The following is a 25,115-nucleotide window of genomic DNA, read 5'->3' as shown; positions in this document are numbered from 1 at the left end:
CTATATAATAAGCACCTTCTTTTTACCCCAATGTATTTAATTTAATTCAACTTGCTAATGTTTATTTTTTAAGAGTAAAAGAAGCTTTTAAACCTTGTGCAACATTAGGGCCAACCCAAAGATTAAACGTCCCTTCTTCTGCATCTTTTATTATTTTATGGTTTACAAACTCTAAATCTTTAGAAGAAATTTTAAAAGTAACTTCTTTTGTTTCTCCACTTTTTAAGAATACGTGTTTAAACCTTTTTAATTCTTTTACCGGTCTTGTAATACTCCCCACAATATCTTGTACATATAATTGTACTATTTCTTTACCATCCTTTTTCACCGAATTTGTTACGGATACTTTAATTTCTAAATCTTCATTAAAATTGATAACATCTTTAGAAATTGATACATTTTCATATTTAAAAGTCGTGTAAGACAAACCATAACCAAAAGGAAAGTGTGGTGTAAAACCAACATCTAAATAATGAGAATCATTTCCTAAAGAACTTTGCCACGCAGCAATAGGTATTTTATCCATAGGAATATAGTTAATGCTATCTGCAGGTCTACCTGTATTTTTATGATTGTAGAAATACGGTAATTGTCCTGCTGTTTTAGGCCAAGAAACAGGTAATCTTCCTTCTGGAGATTTTATACCATTTATAATTTCATACAAAGCTTCACCTCCCATTGTTCCTGGATGCCATGCCATTAAAACAGCATCCGTTTTATCTATAATATTGGTAATAGTAATAGGTCTACCTGCCATAATAATTAAAACAATTGGTTTTCCTGTTTTTGCCAATTCATTAAGTAGTTCTTCTTGAGCACCAGGGAGATCTATATTTGCTCTACTGTGTGCCTCTCCTGATAAAATAGCTTCTTCACCTCCAAAGAATAAAATAACATCAGATTTTTTTGCAATATCAATTGCTTCCTGAAATCCTTTTTTAGTTTTATCTCTACTATAATCCAATCCTTTGGCAAACAGAAAATTTGTATTTACTTTTTTATAAGCATCTAAAGGCGTATTAGTATGTTCTTTTTCTCCATCAAAAGCCCAAGTTCCTAATTGTTCGTGTGGGGCATTTGCCAAAGGACCAATTATAGCAACATTTGTTTTTTCTGATATTGGTAAAATAGAATCCTTATTTTTCAACAAAACGGTACTTTCAATCGCTGCTTTTTTAGCTTCCTTTAAATGACTTTCTGCATACAAGTTTCCTGTGTGTTCTTTGTTTCTATATGGATTTTCGAAAAGACCAAGTCTAAATTTAATTCGTAAAATATTACGAACAAATTCATCTAATTCTTCTATACTTACTTTTCCTTCTTTAATTAATTCTTTTAAATAATGTTCATAAGCTTCACTATTCATTTCCATATCTAATCCTGCTTTTGCTGCTAATTCTGCCGAATGTTTTTCATCACTAGCAAAACCATGAGCAATCATTTCTGTAACCGAATCCCAATCACTTACTACAAAACCATCAAACTGCAATTCTCCTCTTAAAACATCCTTTAATAGAAACTCATTTCCTGTTGCCGGAATTCCGTTTATTTCATTAAAAGCACTCATAACCGTTGCAGACCCCGCATCTATAGCGGCTTTAAATGGAGGTAAATAAACATTTCTTAAAAGTGGTTCACTTAAATTAACCGTGTTGTAATCTCTACCGCCAATGGCAGCTCCATAAGCAATATAGTGTTTTGCAGAAGCCGCCATTCTATAAGGATCTGTTAAATTATCTCCTTGAAAACCTTTGATATAAGCAGCTCCTAAAACACTTGCTAAATAAGGATCTTCTCCTGGAGATTCTGCTATTCTCCCCCATCGGCTATCTCTTGCAATATCTAACATGGGTGCAAACGTCCATCGTATGCCAAATGACGTTGCTTCAAAAGCAGCAATTTCAGAAGATTTTTCTACTATTTGTGTATTCCAAGTAGCAGCTAATCCCAAAGGAATTGGAAAAATAGTTTTGAAACCATGTATTACGTCTCTACCAAAAATTAACGGAATTCCATTCGGACTTTCTTCTACCGCTATTCTTTGCAATTCATCTACATAGTCTAAATTCATGATGTTTAAAAAAGCACCTACACTTCCCTTTTTAACAGATGCAATTAATTTTTCAGGAAGCTCACTTTCTGTGCTGTGCATTCCTCTTAAATTGGTTTGCCCAATTTTTGCTTCTAAAGACATTTTTTGTAGTAAAGCTTGAATCTTAGCTTCATGCATAGTGTCTTTTACAGAAGATGTATTTTTATTTTCTTTACAACTTATAATTGTTACCAATAACAGTATAAAAAGGAATAATTTTCTCATAATATTTTTTATTTGGTTGATTTATTTTCGATATAAAAATTACTATTTACTCCTTTAACACCTGGTTTTACTTTAAATATAGAACCTGCTAAAGGATATTTCTCTATTTCTTCAGCCGTCATATCTACACTTGCAGAAGTAATATATAAGATGTCTAAATTTTCTCCTCCGAAGGCACATGAAGTAATATTATGAGCAGGAACTTCTATTTTAGAAATAACTTTTCCTGTTACAGGATTAAATCTGATAACTGCATTACCATTCCACATACCAACCCAAAGCATATTCTCTTCATCAATTGTCATTCCATCAGGAAAACCTAATGAAATCGGAATTTTAACAGCCAATTTTTCGTTTGATATTTCGCCTGTTTCATTATTATAATCAAAAGATTTTACGGTTGATGTTGACGTATCAATATAATACATCGTTTTTTTATCGGAAGTCCAAACAATTCCGTTAGAAATTGTTACACTATCAATTTTCTTTTGTAAAATATTTTCTGATGAAATAGTGTACAAATTAGCTTTTCCTTTTTCTTGTTTAAAATGCATAGAACCAACCCAGAATCTTCCTGCTGGATCACATTTTCCGTCATTTAATCTACTGCCAAGTAATTCACTTTTCATGTCTGTAAACAAAGTACTTTCTCCGGTTTGTAAATTCATTTTATGCACTCCGTCCTCAAGAGCAATCATCGCTTCATTTTCTGTAAAAGGAACAACAGTACTTATTCTAGATGCTGTATTTAAAATTGTATTTACCTTAGATTTCGGATTATAAATGTTAAATTTCTTTCCTTCTATATCTACCCAATAAAGCTCTTGTGTTTTATAATTCCATATAGCACCTTCTCCTAACTTGGCCTTTATTTGATAAGCTAGTGTTACCGTTTTATTTTTACCTTTTACAATTTTCTCTCTATATTCTTTTTTAGAATTACAAGCAAATAGTAATATTGAAAAACTAATACATAATATCTTTTTTATCATAATTTTTTATTCAAAAAAAGCAGCACAAAGTAACTTTATACTGCTTTTCCACTTTTAACAACTCAAATTAAAACAAATTAAACTTAATCTTTTTCACAATGTTATTAGATGCATTGCCTACGTATAAATAATACGTTCCGTCTTCTACAGACCAATCTGAAATCTCTGTATTATAATATGCTAATGAGGTTGCGTCAATAGAAATTGTAACTGTTTTTTCTGCTCCTTTCTCTAAATTTACTTTCGCAAAACCTTTTAATTCTTTTAAAGCTCTTTTTACTTTAGACTTGTGTTTACCAACATATACTTGTACCACTTCTGCTCCTTCTCTATCACCTGTATTAGCAACCTTAAAAGTTACTTTTATTTGATTTTTTTTAGCATATTTTTCTTGATCTATCTTTACATCAGAAATTTTAAAATCTGCATAAGACAATCCGTAACCAAAAGCATATTGAGGTTTAATTTTTCGAGTATCAAACCATCTATATCCTACTAAAATATCTTCTATATATTCTTGATTAACTCCATCTCCTGGATATGAAATTCTACCAAAAGTATGAGCTGCATTGTCATTTAATTCTTTTGGAAAAGAAAAAGGAAGTTTCCCCGAAGGATTTACATCTCCACTAACAATATCTGCAATTGCATGACCTGCCATACTACCTAAATACCACGTTTGTAAAATTCCTTTTGTTTTAGAAACCCAAGGCATTTTTACTGCATTTCCTGTAACTAATAAGAATCCTATGTTTTTATTAACCTCATAAATTCCGTTTATTAATTTTTCTTGTCCGTAAGGTAAGCCATAAACTTGTCTGTCATCTCCTTCACTATCTTGGTGATGACTTTTATTTAATCCTCCTACAAAAAGAACGATGTCTGCTTTTTTAGCAACTTCTATTGCTTTTACATACAAAGAATCTTGATTTAAACTTGCAGGTAGAATTTCATCATACACAGAAGCGCCAGATTCATATCCCATTGTGTGAACAATGGTTGCATTTTTATATCGTTCTTTTATCCCTTGTAAAGGAGAAATTTCGAAAAGAGGTTTTAATTGAGATGATCCTCCACCTTGTGTCATATCTCTCGTTGCATTTTCTCCAATAACGGCAATTGTTACTCCTTTTTTATCCTGAATAGGAAAGAAATTATCTTCATTTTTTAATAACACAATTCCTTCTATAGCTACTTTTCTAGCAACTTTAAGATGTTCGTCAGTATTAAGTTTACCTAAAGTTCTGTTAGGATTTAAGTTTGTACGATACATTAATCTTAAAATTCTACGTACTTTATCATCTACTAAATCTTCACTTAACTCTCCATTTTTAATTGCTTTTAAAAATGGATTTGCTAAATAATAATGTTGATAATGGTTATTTGTAGTGGTTCCTAAACCATCTGTTCCTGTTCCCATTTCCATATCTACGCCATACAACGCAGCTTCTTCTGTAGAGTGCACAGAACTCCAATCACTAATAACAACTCCATCAAATCCCCAATCTGTTTTTAAAATTTTATGTAGAATTTTATGATGCGTTGTATACTGACCTCTAAATTTATTATAAGCGCCCATTAATGCCCAAACGTTCCCTTTTTGCACAGCAGCTTTAAATGCTGGCAAATAAATTTCATGCAATGCTCTATCACTTACTTCTACATTAATTTTATCACGCCAATGTTCTTGGTTGTTTAAAGCAAAATGTTTTACACAAGCAGCAATTCCGTTTTCTTGTACACCTCTAATATAAGGTACAACCATGGTAGAGGCTAAAAAAGGATCTTCACCTAAATACTCAAAATTTCTACCATTCATTGGTGTTCTATAGATATTTACACCAGGACCAAGAAGTACATCTTTTTCTCTATATTTAGCTTCTTCACCTAAACTAAAACCTTAACTTTCAGCTAATTGAGGATTAAAAGTTGCTACTAAACAAGTAAGCGCCGGAAAAGCGGTGATAGCATCGTTTGTCCAACCTGCATTTTCCCAAGCATCCCAACTAATTTCTTCTCTCACTCCATGAGGTCCATCAGACATCCAAACTTCTGGAATACCTAATCTAGCAACACCTTTTGTGCTAAATTTAGATTGTGCATGCGTCATTGCTACCTTTTCTTCTAAAGTTAAAACAGCAATTATACTATCTATTTTGGCTTCTATAAAGACTGTAGATATTTGGTTTTTCTCTAATTCAATTTTAGGAATCTTATTTTGTGCTTTCGTATATGAAATCTGCAAGCACAAAACAAAAACGAGTACAGGGATATTTTTTTTCAACGCTAGTCTCATAGTTAAAGTTTATTTTATTGTTTACTATTTTCGATAAAACTACTATTTAACTAAATATATGAATAAAACTATTTGAACTAAGATTAAAACATTTGTTGCAATTACTCCCTTAACACCTCATTTTATAAGGCAATAACACATATGAGTTACTTGATGCTTTAGATTTTGCATCAAAAGAATTTTTTAAATTAGAGTTTTATAATACTTTAGTCCTATTGATATTTGAATTTAATTTTTAATAAAAAATAAAAGCTTGAGACTCATTACTAAAACCTTATTCTATTTATGTTTAACGCTCTGTTTAAGTTGTAATAAAAACGGAGAAACAGCAAGTCAAAATGAATTAGCCAACGAAACGAGTCCTTATTTATTACAACATGCAAACAACCCTGTTAATTGGAAAGCTTGGAATGATAAAACATTACAACTTGCCAAAGACCAGAATAAGTTAATTATTATTTCTATTGGTTATTCTGCTTGCCACTGGTGTCATGTAATGGAAAAAGAAAGTTTTGAAAACGATTCAATAGCCAAAATAATGAACGAAAATTTCATTAATATTAAAGTTGATAGAGAAGAAAGACCAGATATAGATAATGTATATTTAAATGCAGTACAACTAATGACCGGTAGCGGTGGATGGCCGCTTAACTGCATTGCATTGCCAGATGGTAGACCAATTTTTGGAGGAACTTATTTTACTAAAGAACAATGGGAACAGATTTTATTAAACATTTCTGCGCTCTATAATGAAACTCCAGAAAAAGCAATTGCTTTTGCAACAAAACTAACGGAAGGTTTACAGCAATCTGAATTAATTACACTAAAAGAAGACAAAGATGAATTTAAAGGTATCGAAATAGAAAATGCTGTTTTAAAATGGAAACAAAACTTTGACACAATATATGGTGGTGAACAAAGTGATATTAAATTTCCAATGCCAAATTCTTTAGATTTTTTAATGAGATATGGCTATCAATTTAATGATCTTAACATAAACAACCATGTAGAAACTACCTTAACAAAAATGGCTTTTGGTGGAATTTATGATCAAATAAACGGAGGTTTTTCTAGATATGCTACTGATAAAAAATGGCACATTCCTCATTTTGAAAAAATGCTTTATGACAATGCACAACTTGTTAGTTTGTATGCAAAAGCGTATCAAAAAGACAAAAAAGAGTTGTACAAAACAGTTATTGAAGAAACTTTAAATTTTGTAAATCAAGAATTAACAGACCAAAATGGGACTTTCTTTTCCTCTTTAGATGCGGATAGTAAAAACAAAAAAAACGAATTAGAAGAAGGTGCATATTATTATTTTACAAAACAAGAATTACAAAATTTAATTACTGATGATTATGCTTTGTTTGAAGAGTACTATAATATAAGTGATTTTGGCCTATGGGAAAAAGACCGATATGTTTTAATAAGAAGTTCTACGGATGCTGCTTTTGCTCAAAAACATAAAATAAATGCGGATGTACTTTCATCAACCATAAAAAACTGGAAAAAAATACTTAAAAAAGCCAGAAAGGAAAAAGCAAAACCTAATTTAGATGGTAAGGTTTTAACTTCTTGGAATGCCTTAATGATAAAAGGATATCTAGACGCTTATAAAGCATTAAAAAATAAAGACTATTTAAAAGCCGCACTAAAAAATGCTAATTTTATTTTAAAGAACCAATTACATAAAGACGGAAACTTATTTCGTAATTACAAAAATGAAAAAAGTACAATTGAGGCATATTCAGAAGATTATGCAACTCTAATAGATGCTTTTATTAATTTGTATGAAGTAACTCTTGATGAAAAATGGTTACAAGAATCTAGAAATTTAATGAACTTTACAATAGAACACTATTTTAATAAAGAAAACAATATGTTTTACTTTACCTCTAATAAAAGTCAAAAATTAATAACTAGAAAAGTAAAAGTAGATGATAATGTAATTGCTTCTCCAAATTCTATTTTAGCAAACTGTTTGTTTAAATTAGGATTGTATTATTATGATACAAATTACACTAAAATAGCAAAACAAATGCTTCATAATATGCTTGGTCATATTTTAGAAACTCCATCTGGTTATAGTAATTGGTTAAACTTGATGACTAATTATACAAGACCTTTTTATGAAGTAGCCATTGTTGGAGAAAAAGCAACGCTCCTTAAAAATGAATTACAAGAGCATTACATTCCTAATACCATCATTGTAGGTTCTACCAATGAAAACAACACCATTCCTTTATTAAAGGATAAATTTATAACAGATGAAACTTTCATTTACGTCTGTAATTTAGGTACTTGTAAACTGCCGCAGAAAGAAACTATAAAGGCGATTGAGTTGATTAACAAATAATTTATAAAACTAACAAACCATCTCCAAAGAGATGGTTTGTTTAATCAACTAATTCAAATAATCTACACAATGAAAACAGTTAACTACGTTGTCTTCATATTTATAAAAGCAAGTTCTATGCCAAAATATATTTGAATTTTATTTTTAGATATATTTAACAATTAGCCTAATTAACTCCTTCTTTTTTTCACTTTAGAAACCATAGGTACTGCTTTTTTTAATGCTTCTACAATAGAATAAGCAGCAGGACAAATTGCTGTATTTGCAACCGTTAAATCAGATATGTTTATAAACTTTTTTCTATTTGTATGCGGATATTCAGAACACGCTTTTGGCCGAACATCATAAATAAAACAAGTATTATCAGATTCGTCAAAGAAAGAACAAGGTGCTGTTTTTAACACCATAAAATCATCTTCATCTCTTTCTAAATATTGCTCTGTAAAACCGGCCACTTTCATTTTTAAATGCTTAGAAATACGTTCTACATCTTTATCCGTAAAAATAGGACTTGTAGTTTTACAACAATTTCCGCAGGTTAAACAATCTGTTTTTTTAAATTCTGCATCATGCAATTCTTGTACAACGTAATCTAAATTTTTGGGCGTTCTTTTCTTAAGCGTCGCAAAGTACTTTAGACTTTCCTTTTTAGCTTCTTCTGCTAATTTTGGTAATTGTTCTAGACGTTTTTCCATTGTGCAAAAATACAATTTAATAGTTTAAAACAAGATTTCTAAAAAAAGGTTTCACAAATATCTTAGACATAGATTACTTCTATTTTATCGCTTAAAATTCATCTAATTTAAACATGTAAATCTTTAATTGTGAAGGCTTGAATCTTTTAATCTTTTAACGTAATTTTGCATTTCAATTTTCGATACTAAATGAGCATTCAAAACATTATAGAAACCAAAGTAAAAGAAGGGTTTTTAGCACTATACAATATAGAAATTCCAACTGTAGAATTTCAGGCAACAAGAAAAGAATTTGAAGGAGATATTACGGTAGTAGTATTCCCTTTATTGCGCCACAAAAAAGGAAATCCGGTACAAATTGGTGAGGATTTAGGTAAATATGTAGTAGAAAATGTTACCGAAATCACTAATTATAATGTGGTAAAAGGTTTCTTAAATCTAGTCATTGACGATAGTTTTTATACTAACTTTTTCAATTCGATCTACCCAGATTCTAAATATGGAATCGTTTCGCCAAAGGCGGATGAAAAAGCAGTGATGGTAGAATACTCTTCTCCAAATACAAATAAACCTTTGCACTTAGGGCACGTTCGTAACAATTTATTAGGCTATTCTGTTGCAGAAATTATAAAAGCTGCTGGTAAAAAAGTCTATAAAACACAGATTATTAACGATAGAGGTATTCATATCTGTAAATCTATGTTGGCTTGGGAAAAATTCGGAAACGGAGAAACGCCAGAATCTACAGGTTTAAAAGGTGATAAATTGGTTGGTAATTACTATGTAAAATTCGACCAAGAATATAAAAAAGAAATTGCGCAATTAATTGCGGAAGGTAAAACCGAAGACGAAGCTAAAAAAGAAGCTCCGTTATTTGTAGAAGCACAACAAATGTTGTTGAAGTGGGAAGCTGGAGACGAAGAAGTTGTTGCTCTTTGGAAAGAAATGAACTCTTGGGTTTATAAAGGTTTTGAGGTTACTTATAAAAGTATGGGTGTAGATTTTGATACCTTATATTATGAAAGTAACACGTATTTATTAGGTAAAGATGTAGTTGCACAAGGTTTAGAAAAAAGTGTTTTCTATAAAAAAGAAGACGGTTCTGTTTGGTGTGATTTAACAGAAGATGGTTTAGATGAAAAGATTGTGTTGCGTTCTGACGGAACAGCAGTGTATATGACGCAAGATATTGGTACCGCTATACAACGTGTAAAAGATTATGCAGATGTTGGTGGAATGGTTTATACGGTTGGTAACGAGCAAGATTACCATTTTCAAGTATTGTTTTTAATCTTAAAAAAATTAGGATTTGATTGGGCCAAACAATTACATCATTTAAGTTACGGAATGGTAGATTTACCTTCTGGTAAAATGAAATCTAGAGAAGGAACTGTTGTAGATGCCGATGATTTGATGGATGAAATGACAGCAACTGCAAAAGAAATTTCTGAAGAATTAGGGAAATTAGATGGCTATTCTGATGTTGAAAAAAACGAGTTATATGAAACGATTGGTTTAGGTGCTTTAAAATACTTTATCTTAAAAGTAGATCCTAAAAAGAGAATCTTGTTCGACCCAAAATCTTCTGTAGATTTTCAAGGAAACACAGGTCCTTTTATTCAATATACCTATGCTAGAATTCAGTCTATTATTAGAAAAGCAGATTTTGATTATTCTGAACCTGTAAAGATAGAGTTACACGAAAAGGAAAAAGAATTACTAAAACAATTAGAGTTATATCCAGAAACGGTGCAACAAGCTGCTGCTAATTATTCGCCAGCAATTATTGCAAATTACACGTATGATTTGGTAAAAGAATTTAATTCTTTCTATCAGAATGTGCATATTTTAGGAGAACAAGGTTTAGATAAAAAAGCTTTTAGAGTACAATTGTCTAAAAAAGTAGCTGATACTATTAAATCTGCATTTTTATTGTTAGGAATTCAGGTTCCAGAGAGAATGTAAATTAGTTGATTCTTACATTGGCTGTAAGACCAAAAGTTAGTAAATTAGCAAGCGTTAGGGATTGAAGTGGCATCCTTTTTTGTTTTTACAAAAAAGATACAACGGAAAGCCCGTTAAAACGCCCAAAACAGAGAAATAAAAAGTTAAATATACAATTATGAAATACGACATCATTATTATTGGAAGTGGACCTGGAGGTTATGTAACAGGAATTAGAGCTTCTCAATTAGGCTTTAAAGTTGCCATTGTAGAGAAAGAAAACTTAGGTGGAATTTGCTTAAACTGGGGATGTATACCTACAAAAGCATTGTTAAAATCTGCACAGGTTTATGATTATTTAAAGCATGTAGATCAATATGGTTTAAAAGCAGAGGCAATTGATAAAGATTTTGAAGCTGTTATTAAAAGAAGTCGTGGTGTTGCAAATGGAATGAGTAAAGGTGTTGCCTTTTTAATGAAGAAAAACAAAATCGATATTATTAACGGTTTTGGTAAAATTAAAACGGGTAAAAAAGTTGATGTTACTGCAGAAGATGGTACCGTAACTGAATATAGCGCAGACAATATTATTATTGCAACTGGTGCACGTTCTAGAGAGTTACCTAATTTACCACAAGATGGTAAAAAAGTAATTGGTTATAGACAAGCAATGAGTTTACCAACGCAACCAAAATCTATGATTGTTGTAGGTTCTGGAGCAATTGGTGTTGAGTTTGCTCATTTTTATAATTCTATGGGAACTGATGTTACTATTGTAGAATTTATGCCAAATGTAGTACCTGTAGAAGATATTGATGTTTCAAAGCAATTTGAAAAATCTATTAAAAAAGCGGGTATTAAAGTAATGACAAATTCTTCTGTAGAATCTGTTGATACTTCTGGTGAAGGTGTTGTTGCAACTGTAAAAACTAAAAAAGGAGAGGAAACTTTAACCGCTGATATCTTATTATCTGCAGTTGGAATTAAATCTAACATTGAAAACATTGGTTTAGAAGATGTTGGTATTATTGTTGATAGAGATAAAATTTTAGTAAACGATTTTTACCAAACAAACATACCTGGTTATTATGCTATTGGTGATGTGGTTCCTGGACAAGCTTTAGCACACGTTGCTTCTGCAGAAGGAATTACTTGTGTTGAGAAATTAGCTGGTTTACATACAGAACCAATCGATTACGGAAATGTACCTGGTTGTACTTATGCTACTCCAGAAATTGCATCTGTGGGTATGACAGAAGCAAAAGCTAAAGAAGCTGGTTACGATTTAAAAGTAGGTAAATTTCCTTTTTCTGCATCTGGTAAAGCAACTGCATCTGGAGCGACTGAAGGTTTTGTAAAGGTAATTTTTGATGCAAAATACGGTGAATGGTTAGGATGCCATATGATTGGTGCTGGTGTTACAGATATGATTGCAGAAGCAGTTTTAGGACGTAAATTAGAAACTACTGGTCATGAAGTCTTAAAAACAATTCATCCTCACCCAACAATGAGTGAAGCTGTTATGGAAGCAGTTGCGGATGCTTATGATGAAGTAATTCACTTATAAGATTTAAACACTAAACTGTTTGGTTTGTAGTTTATTAGAACCACAAATCAATATATAAAAAAGGTGATACTACTTACAACAGTTAAATTTCATCTATAAAAACAGTACTTTTAACGAAAACCGAAGCTCCTTGCTTCGGTTTTTTTGTATCTTTCAAGTATTAACGATAACTAAAAAACAAAATGAAAACAAAATATCAAAGTGTATTAGATTTAGGTGAGCAATTAGCAATTCAAAATGGAGATGTAAAAGAAGAAAATGGTGTTTTACACGTAACTGGTACGGCAAAAAACCAATATGAAAAAAACCTTCTTTGGGATAAAATAAAAGAAGTAGGTGGAGACAATCCTACAGATATTAAAGCAAATATAGAAGTTGCAGATACTTCTGTTTTTGCAAATCATACTGTAAAAAGCGGAGATACTTTAAGTAAAATATCTAAAAAATATTATGGTAACTCAAGAAAATACAATATTATTTTTGAAGCAAATACAAACATCTTAAATAACCCAGATGCAATTCAAATAGGACAAGAATTGGTGATCCCTAATATCTAGGCATAAACAAAACTATATTAAAACCGAAGCAAGTTGCTTCGGTTTTTTTATTTGTATTGATTGCCAAAAAAACTGTATTAGAAACTAAATTTATTTCGTTTTATTTATCTTTGAATTCTAAAAACTAAAAATGAGTTCTAAAGAATCTGCAAAGTCTAAGAAAGACAACTTTATAAAATATTGGGAACCTAAAAGAACACAAAGAGTAAAATACGCCCTATTACAAAGTCTTTACTTTGCAATTCCCTTTGGTATTGTTTTTCAATTTATAGAAAGTGTACAAGGTTTTTTAACCTTACAATTCGTAACTAAAGTCCTTACCTTATTTTGCGTATATTTTCTTTTATCCTATTATGTTTCTTTTACTATTTATGAGAAGAAATATCAAAGATTAAAAAAAGAGGCATAGTTTTAAGCTATTAAATTAACGAGTTTTGCAGTCCTTTTTCAACATTCTTCCAAAAGAAATTCCAAAAAGATTTTGTTCTATCTCTTTCTACATTTTCAGTTGCTACTTTTACAATTCCGTTTTTAGAAGAATCTTTTATAAATAGATTTGCCAACCAACTTAGTACCTTTTTCTTACTTTTGTCTTTATCTAAAACTTTAATATTAAAGTTTTTAAAATCTAAATTTAACTTCCCGTTAGAAGTATAATCATTGCCTTCAAAATCGAAGTACATTTTATCGATATAACCATCCATTTTCACATTCATGGTTGGCAATAAAAAAGAACTCATATTTTTTGAATTCACATCAAACAAACTTCCTTTAATTCTAAAATTATCATTTTTATTATTGATATCAAATATCCACTCAATATCTAAAGGAGAATATTTCATAAAGTTAGATTGAATCTTTGCTGTTGTTACGTTGTTTTCTCTAACACTATTATTATTTATATTACTTATTTGGGCATTTAGATTGTCGAAATTTAAAATACCTGGTTTGTTCCCTTCTATGGTGTACTCTTCATAAACAATTTTCGATTTTTTAATCTCTACATTCTTGATATCAATATTAAAAGGCAGCTCTCTAAGACTTTTACTATACAAGTCTTTTCTTTTATCTGGATGTTCTAATACAGTTCCGTCTAAGTATAAATTAAAAAAAACTTCTTCAAATAAAATATGGTTTGCCGTGAAGTTAAATTTTTCTTTTTCGGATATTTTTATATCAGAAATAACAACCTTTTCACTTAATAAAGTCATCAGTTCTTTTTCTTCGGAAACATGATAGATATATTTTTCTCTTGACTTTAAAGGTACAATCTCTAAACTGTCTAAAGATAAATTGTCTTTTTCAAAAATCAGTTTAGAAAACTTCACTTTTTGAACTTTAGAATACTGAGTTTCAAAATCAATAACCGATACCTCTAAATTAGAATATAAAAAAGGAATCGACTTGTTTTGAGAAGTATCCAGCTCAAAATCATTAATTACAAAAGAAATGTTTTTAACCGTTAAAGGAAAATTATCATTCTTTTGAATATCAATTTCTACATTTTCAAAGTCAATATTATCTATTTTTAAATCTAAGGGAGCCTTTTTTGAGGAATCTTTACGAGTCTCTTTTTTATGCCCTTTTTTTAGAATTTTTCCTGTAATTGTAGAGTTAATCGTTTTTAAATCTTGAATATAAATTGAATTATTTTTTAGATATTGATAATAAGAAACTCCTTTTATTTCTAACTTCTCAGCACTAAGCTGAAGACTGTCTTTTTTCTTAGAAACATTTTCTAAAGTAATATTCCCAAATAATAAATTTATTGATAACGTGTCATAATTTAATTCTTGGGTTATTAAATATGCGTCTAATTTTTTTGTAACCCGATACTCCACAATTTTATAAATAGATAAAATAGATACGACTAGTAAAAATATTTTAAACGTTTTTTTATTCATGTGAGTTAGCTTTAAAACAAATCTAACATACTAATTTATTTTTTCTTACTTCAATACAGAAAAGAATGAACTCATATCGTTCAATTTTATAAAAAAATAAGAGTTGACTCAATTTAGAACCTTATTTTTGCCAAAAAAGAAATAACACATTGATTACTAACAAAAAACTATTCTTAAAAGAAACGCTTAAAGCGCTATTAAAATTAATAATTGCAGGAATTTTTATTGGTCTTTTAAAAGAATATGACGCTATAATTGCAGGAATTTTAGTGCTAAAAATTGTATCTAATATCTATAAAGAAATAATTCAGCCAAAAACAAACAAGAATTGGTTGTTATTAATAGGTATGTTATTAACTGGTTTTGGAGGAATTGTTGGTGAAACTTGGGGAGTTGCAAATGGATATTGGGAGTATCATGAAGTTACAAGAGAATTGCCCTTATGGTTACCTTTTGCTTGGATGCTCGCCTTCCATTATTTGTACAAATTAGAACGTAATTTAATTCCTTTATTAAAAGAGAAAACTCAAAAAAACAAGATTCTTTTGGCAATTTTATTGGCCTTAATTCTCCCTGCTTTTGGAGAAGTAATTACTATTTATTTAGGAGTTTGGACCTATTATTGGCCTTATCAACTTTTTGGAGTGCCTTTGTATGCGTTTATCTGTTTGGTTTTTGTACATATGTTAGTTTATACGCTGTTACATTTTATTTGTAAAAAGTATAAAATTAATGATGTGGTGTTTAACTAAGTCTTCTTTTGTCATTTCGAAATGAGCTTTTTAGCGATTGAGAAATCTCATGAAAATTTTACAAAACCTACATTATTAAGATTATTAAAAACATGATGAGATTCCTCTTCGTTCCTCATTCGGAATGACAGACTGAATTTCAACTTCAAACAACAAACCGACTGTAATTTCCAAATGAGCTTTTTAGCAATTGAGAAATCTATTATTTCAAATAAAAAAAGGTTCAATCAAAATGAAATTTGATTGAACCTTTTTTTATAAATATGTTTTCTTATTAAGAAAATAAAGAAGTTTTCTTAAAACCTCCAAGCAACAATTCTAGTTACTTTATTTCCTTGATGCATCGGAATAATTTTAAACTCAGCAGCCCCTAATTTTGCAGAAGATTTTTCTAAACTTTTTACGTTTTCTTTCTTAGAAACTAAACTTGTGTACCATTTACTACTTTTAGGAAACAAAGAACTTTCATATAAATAATTATGTAAAAAAGCTTTTTCTCCACCAATGTACCAAAGCTCATTGTTGTTTCCTGCAAAGTTTCTAACTGCGTTATTGCCTAAGTTTCTAGACTTTCTTCCATTAGCTCCTTGTGCTTCTTCTGCCGATTTGTAAAAAGGAGGATTACACATTGTTGCAGAAAAAGAATCTGTGTCTTTTAAAATTCCTTTTAAAATTTGTTCTTCATTTAATTGTTGACGTAATTCAATTTTATTTGTAAAATTATTATCGTCCATAATATCTTGGGCAGTATCTAAAGAATCTAAATCGATGTCTGTAGCTACAAAATTCCAATCATATTCTGCAATACCTAATAAAGGATAAATACCAGTTGCACCTGTACCAATATCTAATATCTTAATATCTTTTTCTCCAGAAAGTAAATCTGCTAAATGGTGAATGTAATCTAAACGTCCAGGAATTGGAGGACATAAGTTTTTGTCACCAAAATTCCAAGTAGAAATTTTATCTAAAGAAAATAATAGAGCTTTATTCAATTCTTTTACTGCATCCGGATTTGAAAAATCTATGGTAACAGTATCAAATTGATTTTTAGCGACGTATTCTTTTAATGCTGGGTTTATGATAATTAATTCATCAAAATTATAACCTTTGTTGAATTTATTTTTTGGGTGTAATCCTTTATCTTTCATTGTATTTCGTGTAATTATATTGAAAAAAAACAAAACGAATTATACTGATTGTCACAGCCATTTGTGTTTCTTTTTTTCAAAGGTCAAAAGTAGTTTATAATAAGATGAATTAGCTCGAATTTATAAAGTTAGTTCAAAATAATTTATTTTCTATTTAAAACACATAATTCACTTCAAAAAAAATCATTTCAAAATGAGAGAACGTTATGTATGAGGTAAACATTTTAGAGAAAACGCTGTAAACAGCTATATTCTCTCTAAAAAAAGCTGTGTTACAGTTCTAAAATTGTAAACTCTAATTGCAATGGTTTTAATGAAACTTTTAATGCTTTTGTAAATGCTGAACCATATTCTAAATAATATTCAGAAAAATTACGTTGACGCTCTTCTAAACTCTGATTTGGTAAAATTTCATTTTGAAGTAGCGTAATTCTTTCCACTAAATCTGTTTGTCTTTTTTTCTCTGCTTTTAACAAACGCTTTTGTAAATTCTCTAAACCTTTAACTTGCTTTCTTTCTTGTGCATTTACTGCATTTACAAAAGAAACATCTGTTTGTTTGGCTACTTCTTTCAGTTCTAAAAATTGCTTTTGTAAAAACTGAATCTTCTCATTAAAATTCACCTTAATCTCTGAGTTTTCTATCACCTTTTCAGACAATAAATCATATTGATTTAAAAACAGTTCTTCTAAAGAAATATTTAATTTCTCTAACTTTTTTGCTTGTTTTTCAGAAACTACTTGCACAGAATTACGCAATAGTAAAATAGGAAATGGAATGGCTACTTCTTTAAAATAATCTTTTAATTCTAACCAATACGCCATCTCTCCTCCTCCACCTAAATAACAAAGGTTTGGTAAAATTACCTCTTGGTATAAAGGTCTCATTATTACGTTTGGAGAAAATGCTTTCGGATTTTCATCTACTTCTTTTAAAATTTCAGCCTTAGAAAAAGTAATATCTGTGTTGTTTACTTTGTAAACTCCTTCTTCAAAAATAATACGTTCTCTAAAATCAGCTCCCAAATAAAATAAATTAATTTCTCTTGGGTTCACTTGAATTTTATAATTCTTTTCTAAATCTATAATTGTTTTTGAAACAGCTTTAAACGAAGTTTCGTTTTCTAGTTCGTCTTTTACAATTGGGGTAAACAATTGTTTTAGACTAGCATCATCTCCATCTAAAATAATCAAACCATAATCGCTAAATAATTCATTTGCAATATAACGTGTAGCATCAGCTAAATTATGATGTTTTAAATACCCATCAAAAAATAACTTTTTTAGAAATTCTGCATTTTTAGAATGCCCCAAGTGTTCAGAAAAAACATCGAAAACGGCTGCTAATCCTTCAGTAGAAAAACGTCCAACTGCCCCACCATCTTCACGGTTCCAAAGTACTTTTTTTCCATCAAAATTAAAATAATTAATCTCTTCAAAATCATGATCTTCTGTTGCCATCCAATAAATTGGAACAAAATTTTGTTCTGGAAATTTTTCAGACAATTCTTCACACAAATTAATAGTAGAAAGAATTTTATACAAGAAGTATAAAGGACCCGTAAACAAGTTTAATTGATGTCCCGTAGTCACTGTAAATGTATTTTGTAACTTTAGAGTTTCAATGTTTTCTTCCGTTTTTTTAGAAACGTTAAAACCTTTGTATTGATTTTTTAAAGCATCTACTAGCACCAATCTAGATTGCAATCTAAACGATTTTTGCTTCTCTTCTATCTGATTATGAAAACCAGAAATATCCGGAAAATTATTATAAAATGGTTGTATAGACTCTTTTTTCTCTAAATAATCTAGCATTATATTAGAAAAAAATCCTGTTTTTTGAAATGGTATCTGTGTTACTTTCATCTTAAATAACACGGTTTTTGCAACAATCAGATTCTGTGGTAGAATTCATTTAGTTTGATTAATTTTTGATAAAAATACGAATTATTTATCCTTTGTCGAAAGGCTTCTTTCAATCTAACAAAGTTTTAACAACATAAAGAATCAATCTTCTGATAAACAAAAAAATATATTCTTACTTTTGGCTTCCAAACCCATCTTTATGAAAATTAAAATCCTTTTTATCACTGCTTTCTTAACGGTTGGAAGCATTTTTTCTCAAACACTACAATCTCCTTCTCAATTTTTAGGTTATGAAATTGGTACTCGTTTTACCCGAAATCATAAAGTTGTAGACTATTTTAAATATGTTAGCAACACTTTATCTAATGTAAAATTAGAAAAATACGGAGAAACTAATGAACACAGACCTTTGTATTTAAGTTATATTTCTTCGCAAGAAAACATCAATAATTTAGAAACTATTAGAAAAAACAACCTTACGCAAACAGGTATTCTTTCTGGAAATTCTAAAAACAATAAAGCCATTGTTTGGTTAAGTTACAACGTACATGGAAACGAGGCTTCTAGTACAGAAGCAGCCATGTTAACTTTGTATGAATTGGTTACTAAAAAAGCTGCTTGGTTAGAAAACACAGTGGTAATTATAGATCCTTCTGTAAATCCAGACGGACGAGATAGATATGTGAATTGGTACAACCAAGTAAAAAGCACTCCTTATAATAGCAACCAAGATGCAAAAGAACATGCAGAACCTTGGCCTTCTGGAAGACCAAATCATTATTTATTCGATTTAAATAGAGATTGGGCTTGGGTTACACAAGTAGAATCTGCACAACGTATAAAAATGTATAACAAATGGATGCCTCATGTACATGTAGATTTCCACGAACAATATATCAATAATCCTTATTATTTTGCACCAGCGGCAGAACCTTTTCATGAAATTATTTCTGATTGGCAAAGAGAATTTCAAACTGAAATAGGAAAAAATCATGCGAGTTACTTTGATAAAGAAGGTTGGTTGTATTTTACAAAAGAAAGTTTCGATTTATTATACCCAAGTTACGGAGACACCTACCCAACTTATATGGGTGCCATTGGAATGACCTATGAACAAGCTGGTCATGGAATGGCTGGTTTAGGCATCAATACAGATCAAGGAGAAGTTTTAACCTTAAAAGATAGAGCTACACATCATCTTACAACAGGTTTGTCTACTGTAGAAGTTTCCTCTAAAAATGCAGAAAAATTAAATACCGAATTTAGAAAGTTCTTTAAAAATGATGCTATAGAATTCAAAAGTTATGTGTTAAAAAATGAAAATGAAGACAAGACAAATCGTTTAAAAGCATTGTTAGACACGCATGAAATTACCTATGAAAACACAAATACAGGTACTGTAAAAGGGTATGATTATAGTACTCAAAAAGAAGCTAAAATGAATGTTTCTTCATCTGATTTAGTAATACACACCAATCAGCCAAAAGGAAAAATGGTAAAAGTACTTTTTGAGCCTAAAGCAAAAATAGTAGATTCTTTAACCTATGATATTACTGCTTGGTCTTTACCTTATGCCCACGGATTTAAAGCAATTGCTTCTAAAACAAAAGTAAGTTCTAGCGCTAGCAAAGCCACAAAACCTATTACTAATTTAATTGATAAAAGTGCGTATGCTTACATCTCTAAGTGGAATAGTTTAAAGGATGCCACTTTTTTAGGAGCTTTGTTACAAGCAAATATTACGCCTCGTTTCTCAGAAAAACCTTTTTCTATTGCGGGTAAATCGTATGAAAGAGGAACTTTAATTATTTTAAGAAATGACAACAGAAATGATGATTTTGATACGAATTTAATAACCATTGCAAACAAGCACCAAAGAGAATTAGCAAATGTTTCTACAGGTTTTGTTTCTTCTGGTGCAGACTTTGGTTCGTATTCTGTAAAACCAATCAACCAACAAAAAGTTGCGGTTTTATCTGGTAAGGGAACATCTTCTTTAAGCTTTGGTGAAATTTGGCATTTCTTTGAAACACAATTACAATACCCAATAACCAATGTAAACTCAGACAATTTTAGCTATTTAGATTATTCAAAATACGATGTTATTATTATTCCTGACGGACGATATAATTCAGTTTTAACAAAAACTACTTTAGAGAAATTAAAAACTTGGACGCGTTCTGGTGGTACTTTAATTGCTATTGGAAACGCTTTAAATAGTTTTGCAGATAAAAAGGAATTCTCTTTAAAAAAGAAAGTATCCGAAGAAATAATTAAAGAAGCAAATTTAATTCCTTTTGCAGATAGAGAACGCAAAAGTGTAGCCCATTTAATTACCGGTAGTATTTTTAAAAGTACTTTAGACAATACGCATCCATTAGCTTTTGGTTATGGAAAAACCTATTTTTCTTTAAAATTGGGTGGAACTACGTATGAGTATTTAAAAGACGGAAATAACGTTGCTTACTTTGATGAAAATGTTAAAAATGTATCTGGTTACGCAGGTAGTAAAGCCATAAAAAAAGTACCAAAATCTGTTTTATTTGCCGAGGAAAAAATGGGTAGCGGAAGCATCATTTATATGGTAGACAACCCTTTGTTTAGATCTTTCTGGCAAAACGGAAAACTATTTGTTGCCAATGCTGTTTTCTTATTAAATTCAGATAAATTGAAATAGATTTTTAATTTGGGCGTTTTAACAGGCTTTCCATTATATCTTTTTACAAAAAAGTAAAAAGGATGCCATTTCAATCCTTAACGCAAGCAGTTACTTAAAACAAGTTATCTTAAGAGCTCAATTAATATTTATCATCAAACAATATTAAAACTTAAAAACCCGATCAATAGATCGGGTTTTTATATTTTATAAAAAGTAGAATCAACTCAAATCACAATACCAAAAACTAGTATCGTGGTTAGCTTCTTCTTTTTTAGCTTGATAACAATTATCATCTTCATTATCATGTAACGTATAAGAACGAAGAACTTTTTCTCCTATAGAAAAATCAATTGGGTTTTTAAAGATAGGTCCGTCAAAAACAAAAGTATGAAACTCACCATTTTCTCCGCAAACATCTACATTTTCTGGTAAATCCTTTATAAACTGTTCATCGATAACTCGTCCCACAAATTCTTCGCCTAGTAACTTTGCATTTACACAAACTGTAATTGCCTTAAAGCCTAAAGCTAAAAATTCTTGCAAGACTTCTTTAGTATCTTTTTTCCAAAGCGGATACACTCCTGTGATATTTACCTCAGCTAATTTAGTATCTCTGTATGCTTTTAAATCTTCCAGAAAAATATCACCAAAAATAGTATGTGAATATTTTTTTTCTACTAAAGAATCCATCGCCTCTTTCATTATTTCAGCATACAAATCCATCGTAACATCCGCAGGAAATTCTATTGTTTTTAAATCGATTCCTATAGATGCTGCTTGCTTTAATAATAAATCATTTCTAAGACCGTGCATAGAAACTCTATTAAAATCTTTATTAATTGTGGTTACTAATAAATCTAAATTGTAAGTTGGATCTTGTAAAATTTTATAAAGTGCCAAAGCAGAATCTTTACCAGAACTCCAATTAAAATACGTTTTTTTCATACGAACAATTTGCATAAAAAAATCCTACATAAAGTAGGATTTTGATTATTTATTTTCTTTTTTGATTTAAAGAAACTGGTTTTTCTTGCTTAACAGTTGGTGTACCGTATAGATCATAATCTCCTGCTTCGTGGATTTTAATATCTATAAATTCACCTATTTTAATATAATGTTCTTTTGCATCTACAATAACATCATTATCTACATCTGGCGAATCAGATTCTGTTCTTCCGTAGAAAAACTCTCCATCTTTTCTGTCGAATAAACATCTAAATGTTTTTCCTATTTTCTCTTGATTTAATTCCCAAGAAATTTGAGATTGAATTTCCATAATCTCATTTACTCTTCTAAACTTTACTTCTGCAGGTACATCATCTTCTAAAACATATGCTCCAGTATTTTCTTCATGAGAATACTCAAAAGCGCCCATACGTTCAAAACGCATTTCTTCGATCCAATCTTTTAACTCTTGAAACATTTCTTCTGTTTCTCCAGGATAACCAACAATCAAAGTTGTTCTAATAGCCATTTCTGGGACAACTTCTCTAAATTTATGAATTAATGCCGTTGTTTTTTCGTGCGTTGTACCACGTTTCATCGACTTTAACAACTCTGTATTAATGTGTTGTAAAGGAATATCTAAATAATTACACACTTTAGGTTCACGTTTCATTACCTCTAAAACATCCATAGGGAAACCTGTTGGAAAAGCATAATGCATTCTAATCCATTCAATTCCTTCTACCTTAGCCAAAGCTTCTAATAAATCTGCTAATGCTCTTTTTTTGTAAATATCTAATCCGTAATACGTTAAATCTTGCGCGATTAACATTACTTCTTTAATTCCTTTTTCTGCAAGTTTTGTTGCTTCTGTAACAATATCTTCAATAGGTGTAGAAACGTGTTTTCCTCTCATTAAAGGAATTGCACAAAACGAACAAGGTCTATCACAACCTTCTGCTATTTTTAAATACGCATAATGTTTAGGTGTTGTAGTTAAACGTTCACCAATTAATTCGTGCTTATAATCTGCTTCTAATGCTTGTAAAAGATTCGGTAAATCGTGCGTACCAAAATATTGATCTACATTGGTAATTTCTGCTTCTAAATCTGGTTTATAACGTTCACTTAAACAACCAGAAACAAAAACTTTATCAATTTCACCAGCTTCTTTTCTTTTTGCATAATGTAAAATTGTATCAATAGATTCTTCTTTGGCTTTACCAATAAATCCACAAGTATTGATTACGACAATATTTCCATCATCGTTTTCATCTTCGTGAACAACCTCTTTTCCGTTGGCCTTTAATTGTCCCATTAACACCTCAGAATCGTAAACATTTTTAGAACACCCTAAAGTAACTACGTTAATCTTATTTTTTTTGATGGTTTTTGTACGCATATCATTTTTTTCAGACTGCAAATATACAGCTTAATTAGGGTATATCTATATAGTTTTTAATATGGTTATTATAAACAAATATAGATTGTACAAAAGTTGGTTGTTTACCTATTGATGAAGTTCTTAAATCTAATTTTATTGCATAAAAAAACCTCGAAATTTCGAGGCTTTTAAGTAGTATATTTCAAATTGAATAATTAGCTCCAAAACTCTCTTTTCTTATTCAATTCTTCTTCTTCTTTTGTAAGTTCTTCTAATTGTTTTACAGATAAAACTTTTAAAAATGAAGGATGTTGCTCTATAGCATACTCTATCTTAGTTACTATTTCTGCAACGGTTTCATTTTCATAATCTATATCTAACGGTTCTTTAATAACCATAGATTGTAAAACATTACGTTTCTTAATATTTAATCCTTTTTTATCAAAAGAACGTCTAAAACCATCTATTACAATTGGTACTACAACTGGTTTATAGGTTTTAATAATATGAGCTGTACCTCTTCTAATTGGTCTAAAAGGGGTTGTTGTACCTTGTGGAAAAGTAATTACCCAACCATCTTTTATTGCTTTTCCAATATTAGAAATATCAGAATTTTTAACTTGTCTTTTTACATCTTTACCACCACTTCTCCAGGTTCTTTCTATAGAAACAGATCCCATATAAGCAAATATTTTAGGTAATAATCCCGCTCTCATTGTTTCTCCTGCAGCAACAAAATAAACATTCAATTTGGGTTTCCAGATATATCCAATATTTTTAATAGAATCATCTCTACCACTTAAAGAAGCATTAAAAACGTGATACATTGCCGCTACATCAGCAAAATAAGTTTGGTGATTGGCAATAAATAAGACTCCTGAATCTGGTAAGTTTTTAAGATTTTCTGAACCTTCAATCTGTAGGTTATTGAATTTACGATATCTACCGTGAGAAACAATTCCAAAAATTCTTATAAGCCATTTTTTTAGGAATAAAATATGACCAAATGGGTTCCTTTTAAATAAAGGCATTCTAAATTAGTTTTAGTTATTTTAACAAACTTACAAAACAATTAAGAAAGATGCTATTTTAAGAGTTCTTTAATTTCAGAAAGCATCATGGCTGTTGCCCCCCAAACAACATAACCATCTAGATTAAAGCACGGTACTTCTACGTTATTCATATAAGAAGTATTCATTTTTATAGAAGTAAAATTTGTTTCACTTAACAAATCTCTTAGTAGAACCTCAATTGTTTGCGCTACTTCGTAGTTTAAATTAAAATTTGGTCTTTGATTTGCATATCCTAAAAAAGGGGTTGCCAAGAAATTACTTGGCGGAATATATACATCTGTTAATTCTCTAATTATTTCAATAGATTCCTCAACAACACCAACTTCTTCAAAGGTTTCTCTTAACGCTGTTTTTAGAAGATTTGTATCCGTTTGATCCTTCTTACCTCCTGGAAAACTTATTTGTGCAGAATGTATTCCTTTATAGCTAGCTCTTTGTGTGAGTAAAAAACAAGTTTCATTTTTTAAATTTGGATAAAACAATGCTAATACTGCCGCTTTTTTTGGATTATTTGCAGTAATTTTATCAGCATCATATTTTAGTCTAATTTTAGGTGCTAATTTAAATTGTGCAGATAAACCTCCTAACTCAGTTGTTTTTAATTGCGCTATTTTATTTTTAAAATCGTTAAAATTCACTTAGAAAAATTTAATTT

At 30.1% G+C, this 25,115-nt stretch carries 19 protein-coding genes and 1 pseudogene; 7 read left to right on the top strand and 13 right to left on the bottom strand.

The window, feature by feature from the left end; all coding sequences use genetic code 11:
- Positions 1 to 61: 61 nt before the first annotated feature.
- The 5 genes and pseudogenes from bglX to WG945_RS00320 all read right to left on the bottom strand — a co-directional run bounded on the left by bglX (position 62) and on the right by WG945_RS00320 (position 5,593).
- Entirely contained in the window at positions 62 to 2,317 is a 2,256-nt protein-coding gene (gene bglX / locus WG945_RS00340) for a beta-glucosidase BglX (protein WP_068448535.1), read from the bottom strand.
- 8 nt (positions 2,318 to 2,325) lie between these two features.
- Positions 2,326 to 3,309 carry an SMP-30/gluconolactonase/LRE family protein gene (locus tag WG945_RS00335; protein ID WP_082864170.1) on the bottom strand — a complete coding sequence of 328 codons (984 nt, stop codon included), beginning with the start codon at positions 3,307 to 3,309 and terminating at the stop codon, positions 2,326 to 2,328.
- Positions 3,310 to 3,376: 67 nt separating this feature from the next.
- The gene (locus tag WG945_RS00330) at positions 3,377 to 3,625 is read right to left on the bottom strand and encodes a fibronectin type III-like domain-contianing protein (protein WP_340867186.1); all 249 of its coding nucleotides are present in this window, start codon (positions 3,623 to 3,625) and stop codon (positions 3,377 to 3,379) included.
- A gap of 123 nt (positions 3,626 to 3,748) precedes the next feature.
- Positions 3,749 to 5,185: pseudogene (locus WG945_RS00325) on the bottom strand (glycoside hydrolase family 3 protein); the annotation flags it as partial.
- Positions 5,186 to 5,209: 24 nt separating this feature from the next.
- Positions 5,210 to 5,593: a hypothetical protein gene (locus tag WG945_RS00320; RefSeq protein WP_317039173.1), complete on the bottom strand. Its 384-nt coding sequence runs from the start codon at positions 5,591 to 5,593 to the stop codon at positions 5,210 to 5,212.
- A 265-nt stretch (positions 5,594 to 5,858) separates the two neighbouring features.
- Here WG945_RS00320 and WG945_RS00315 point away from each other — a divergent pair, with 265 nt between their 5' ends.
- On the top strand, positions 5,859 to 7,964 hold the full coding sequence (locus WG945_RS00315; protein WP_082864171.1) for a thioredoxin domain-containing protein: 2,106 nt from the start codon (positions 5,859 to 5,861) through the stop codon (positions 7,962 to 7,964).
- A 170-nt stretch (positions 7,965 to 8,134) separates the two neighbouring features.
- On the opposite strand, the gene WG945_RS00310 is transcribed toward WG945_RS00315, so the two are convergent.
- A complete protein-coding gene (locus WG945_RS00310; RefSeq protein ID WP_068448536.1) occupies positions 8,135 to 8,659 on the bottom strand; it encodes a YkgJ family cysteine cluster protein in 525 nt (174 codons plus the stop codon).
- 189 nt (positions 8,660 to 8,848) lie between these two features.
- Between WG945_RS00310 and argS the strand changes: the two genes are divergently transcribed.
- The 4 genes from argS (at position 8,849) to WG945_RS00290 (ending at position 13,136) form a co-directional block, all read left to right on the top strand.
- Complete coding sequence (gene argS, locus WG945_RS00305; RefSeq protein ID WP_068448537.1) at positions 8,849 to 10,624, top strand: arginine--tRNA ligase; 1,776 nt, start codon at positions 8,849 to 8,851, stop codon at positions 10,622 to 10,624.
- Between the two features lie 157 nt (positions 10,625 to 10,781).
- Positions 10,782 to 12,170, top strand: coding sequence for a dihydrolipoyl dehydrogenase (gene lpdA, locus WG945_RS00300; RefSeq protein ID WP_068448538.1), 1,389 nt, complete (start codon positions 10,782 to 10,784; stop codon positions 12,168 to 12,170).
- Between the two features lie 182 nt (positions 12,171 to 12,352).
- A complete protein-coding gene (locus WG945_RS00295) occupies positions 12,353 to 12,727 on the top strand; it encodes a LysM peptidoglycan-binding domain-containing protein (protein ID WP_068448539.1) in 375 nt (124 codons plus the stop codon).
- 130 nt (positions 12,728 to 12,857) lie between these two features.
- Positions 12,858 to 13,136 (top strand): hypothetical protein, encoded by a 279-nt coding sequence (locus tag WG945_RS00290; RefSeq protein WP_068448540.1) that lies wholly within the window; start codon positions 12,858 to 12,860, stop codon positions 13,134 to 13,136.
- Between the two features lie 10 nt (positions 13,137 to 13,146).
- On the opposite strand, the gene WG945_RS00285 is transcribed toward WG945_RS00290, so the two are convergent.
- The gene (locus WG945_RS00285) at positions 13,147 to 14,631 is read right to left on the bottom strand and encodes a hypothetical protein (protein ID WP_068448541.1); all 1,485 of its coding nucleotides are present in this window, start codon (positions 14,629 to 14,631) and stop codon (positions 13,147 to 13,149) included.
- A gap of 149 nt (positions 14,632 to 14,780) precedes the next feature.
- On the opposite strand from WG945_RS00285, the gene WG945_RS00280 reads away from it, so the two are divergent.
- Positions 14,781 to 15,383 (top strand): hypothetical protein, encoded by a 603-nt coding sequence (locus WG945_RS00280; protein WP_068448542.1) that lies wholly within the window; start codon positions 14,781 to 14,783, stop codon positions 15,381 to 15,383.
- A gap of 296 nt (positions 15,384 to 15,679) precedes the next feature.
- On the opposite strand, the gene rlmF is transcribed toward WG945_RS00280, so the two are convergent.
- Together rlmF and bshC are read right to left on the bottom strand one after the other, a co-directional pair.
- On the bottom strand, positions 15,680 to 16,534 hold the full coding sequence (rlmF, locus tag WG945_RS00275; protein ID WP_068448543.1) for a 23S rRNA (adenine(1618)-N(6))-methyltransferase RlmF: 855 nt from the start codon (positions 16,532 to 16,534) through the stop codon (positions 15,680 to 15,682).
- 272 nt (positions 16,535 to 16,806) lie between these two features.
- Positions 16,807 to 18,399: a bacillithiol biosynthesis cysteine-adding enzyme BshC gene (gene bshC, locus WG945_RS00270; RefSeq protein ID WP_068448544.1), complete on the bottom strand. Its 1,593-nt coding sequence runs from the start codon at positions 18,397 to 18,399 to the stop codon at positions 16,807 to 16,809.
- A gap of 199 nt (positions 18,400 to 18,598) precedes the next feature.
- Between bshC and WG945_RS00265 the strand changes: the two genes are divergently transcribed.
- The gene (locus WG945_RS00265) at positions 18,599 to 21,076 is read left to right on the top strand and encodes a M14 family metallopeptidase (protein WP_068448545.1); all 2,478 of its coding nucleotides are present in this window, start codon (positions 18,599 to 18,601) and stop codon (positions 21,074 to 21,076) included.
- Positions 21,077 to 21,277: 201 nt separating this feature from the next.
- Here the strand turns inward: WG945_RS00265 and WG945_RS00260 are convergent, their stop codons facing one another.
- The 4 genes from WG945_RS00260 to WG945_RS00245 form a co-directional block, all read right to left on the bottom strand.
- Positions 21,278 to 22,003 carry a diphthine--ammonia ligase gene (locus tag WG945_RS00260; RefSeq protein WP_068448546.1) on the bottom strand — a complete coding sequence of 242 codons (726 nt, stop codon included), beginning with the start codon at positions 22,001 to 22,003 and terminating at the stop codon, positions 21,278 to 21,280.
- Positions 22,004 to 22,052: 49 nt separating this feature from the next.
- The gene (gene rimO / locus WG945_RS00255) at positions 22,053 to 23,405 is read right to left on the bottom strand and encodes a 30S ribosomal protein S12 methylthiotransferase RimO (RefSeq protein WP_068448547.1); all 1,353 of its coding nucleotides are present in this window, start codon (positions 23,403 to 23,405) and stop codon (positions 22,053 to 22,055) included.
- A 197-nt stretch (positions 23,406 to 23,602) separates the two neighbouring features.
- A complete protein-coding gene (locus WG945_RS00250; RefSeq protein WP_068448548.1) occupies positions 23,603 to 24,418 on the bottom strand; it encodes a lysophospholipid acyltransferase family protein in 816 nt (271 codons plus the stop codon).
- Positions 24,419 to 24,471: 53 nt separating this feature from the next.
- Positions 24,472 to 25,098 carry an NUDIX hydrolase gene (locus tag WG945_RS00245; protein WP_068448549.1) on the bottom strand — a complete coding sequence of 209 codons (627 nt, stop codon included), beginning with the start codon at positions 25,096 to 25,098 and terminating at the stop codon, positions 24,472 to 24,474.
- Positions 25,099 to 25,115: the final 17 nt, after the last annotated feature.

The organism is Polaribacter atrinae (assembly GCF_038023995.1).
Lineage (GTDB): Bacteria > Bacteroidota > Bacteroidia > Flavobacteriales > Flavobacteriaceae > Polaribacter > Polaribacter atrinae.
The sequence above is the reverse complement of the archived record's forward strand: the minus strand, read 5'-3'. Positions and strand labels throughout refer to the sequence as shown.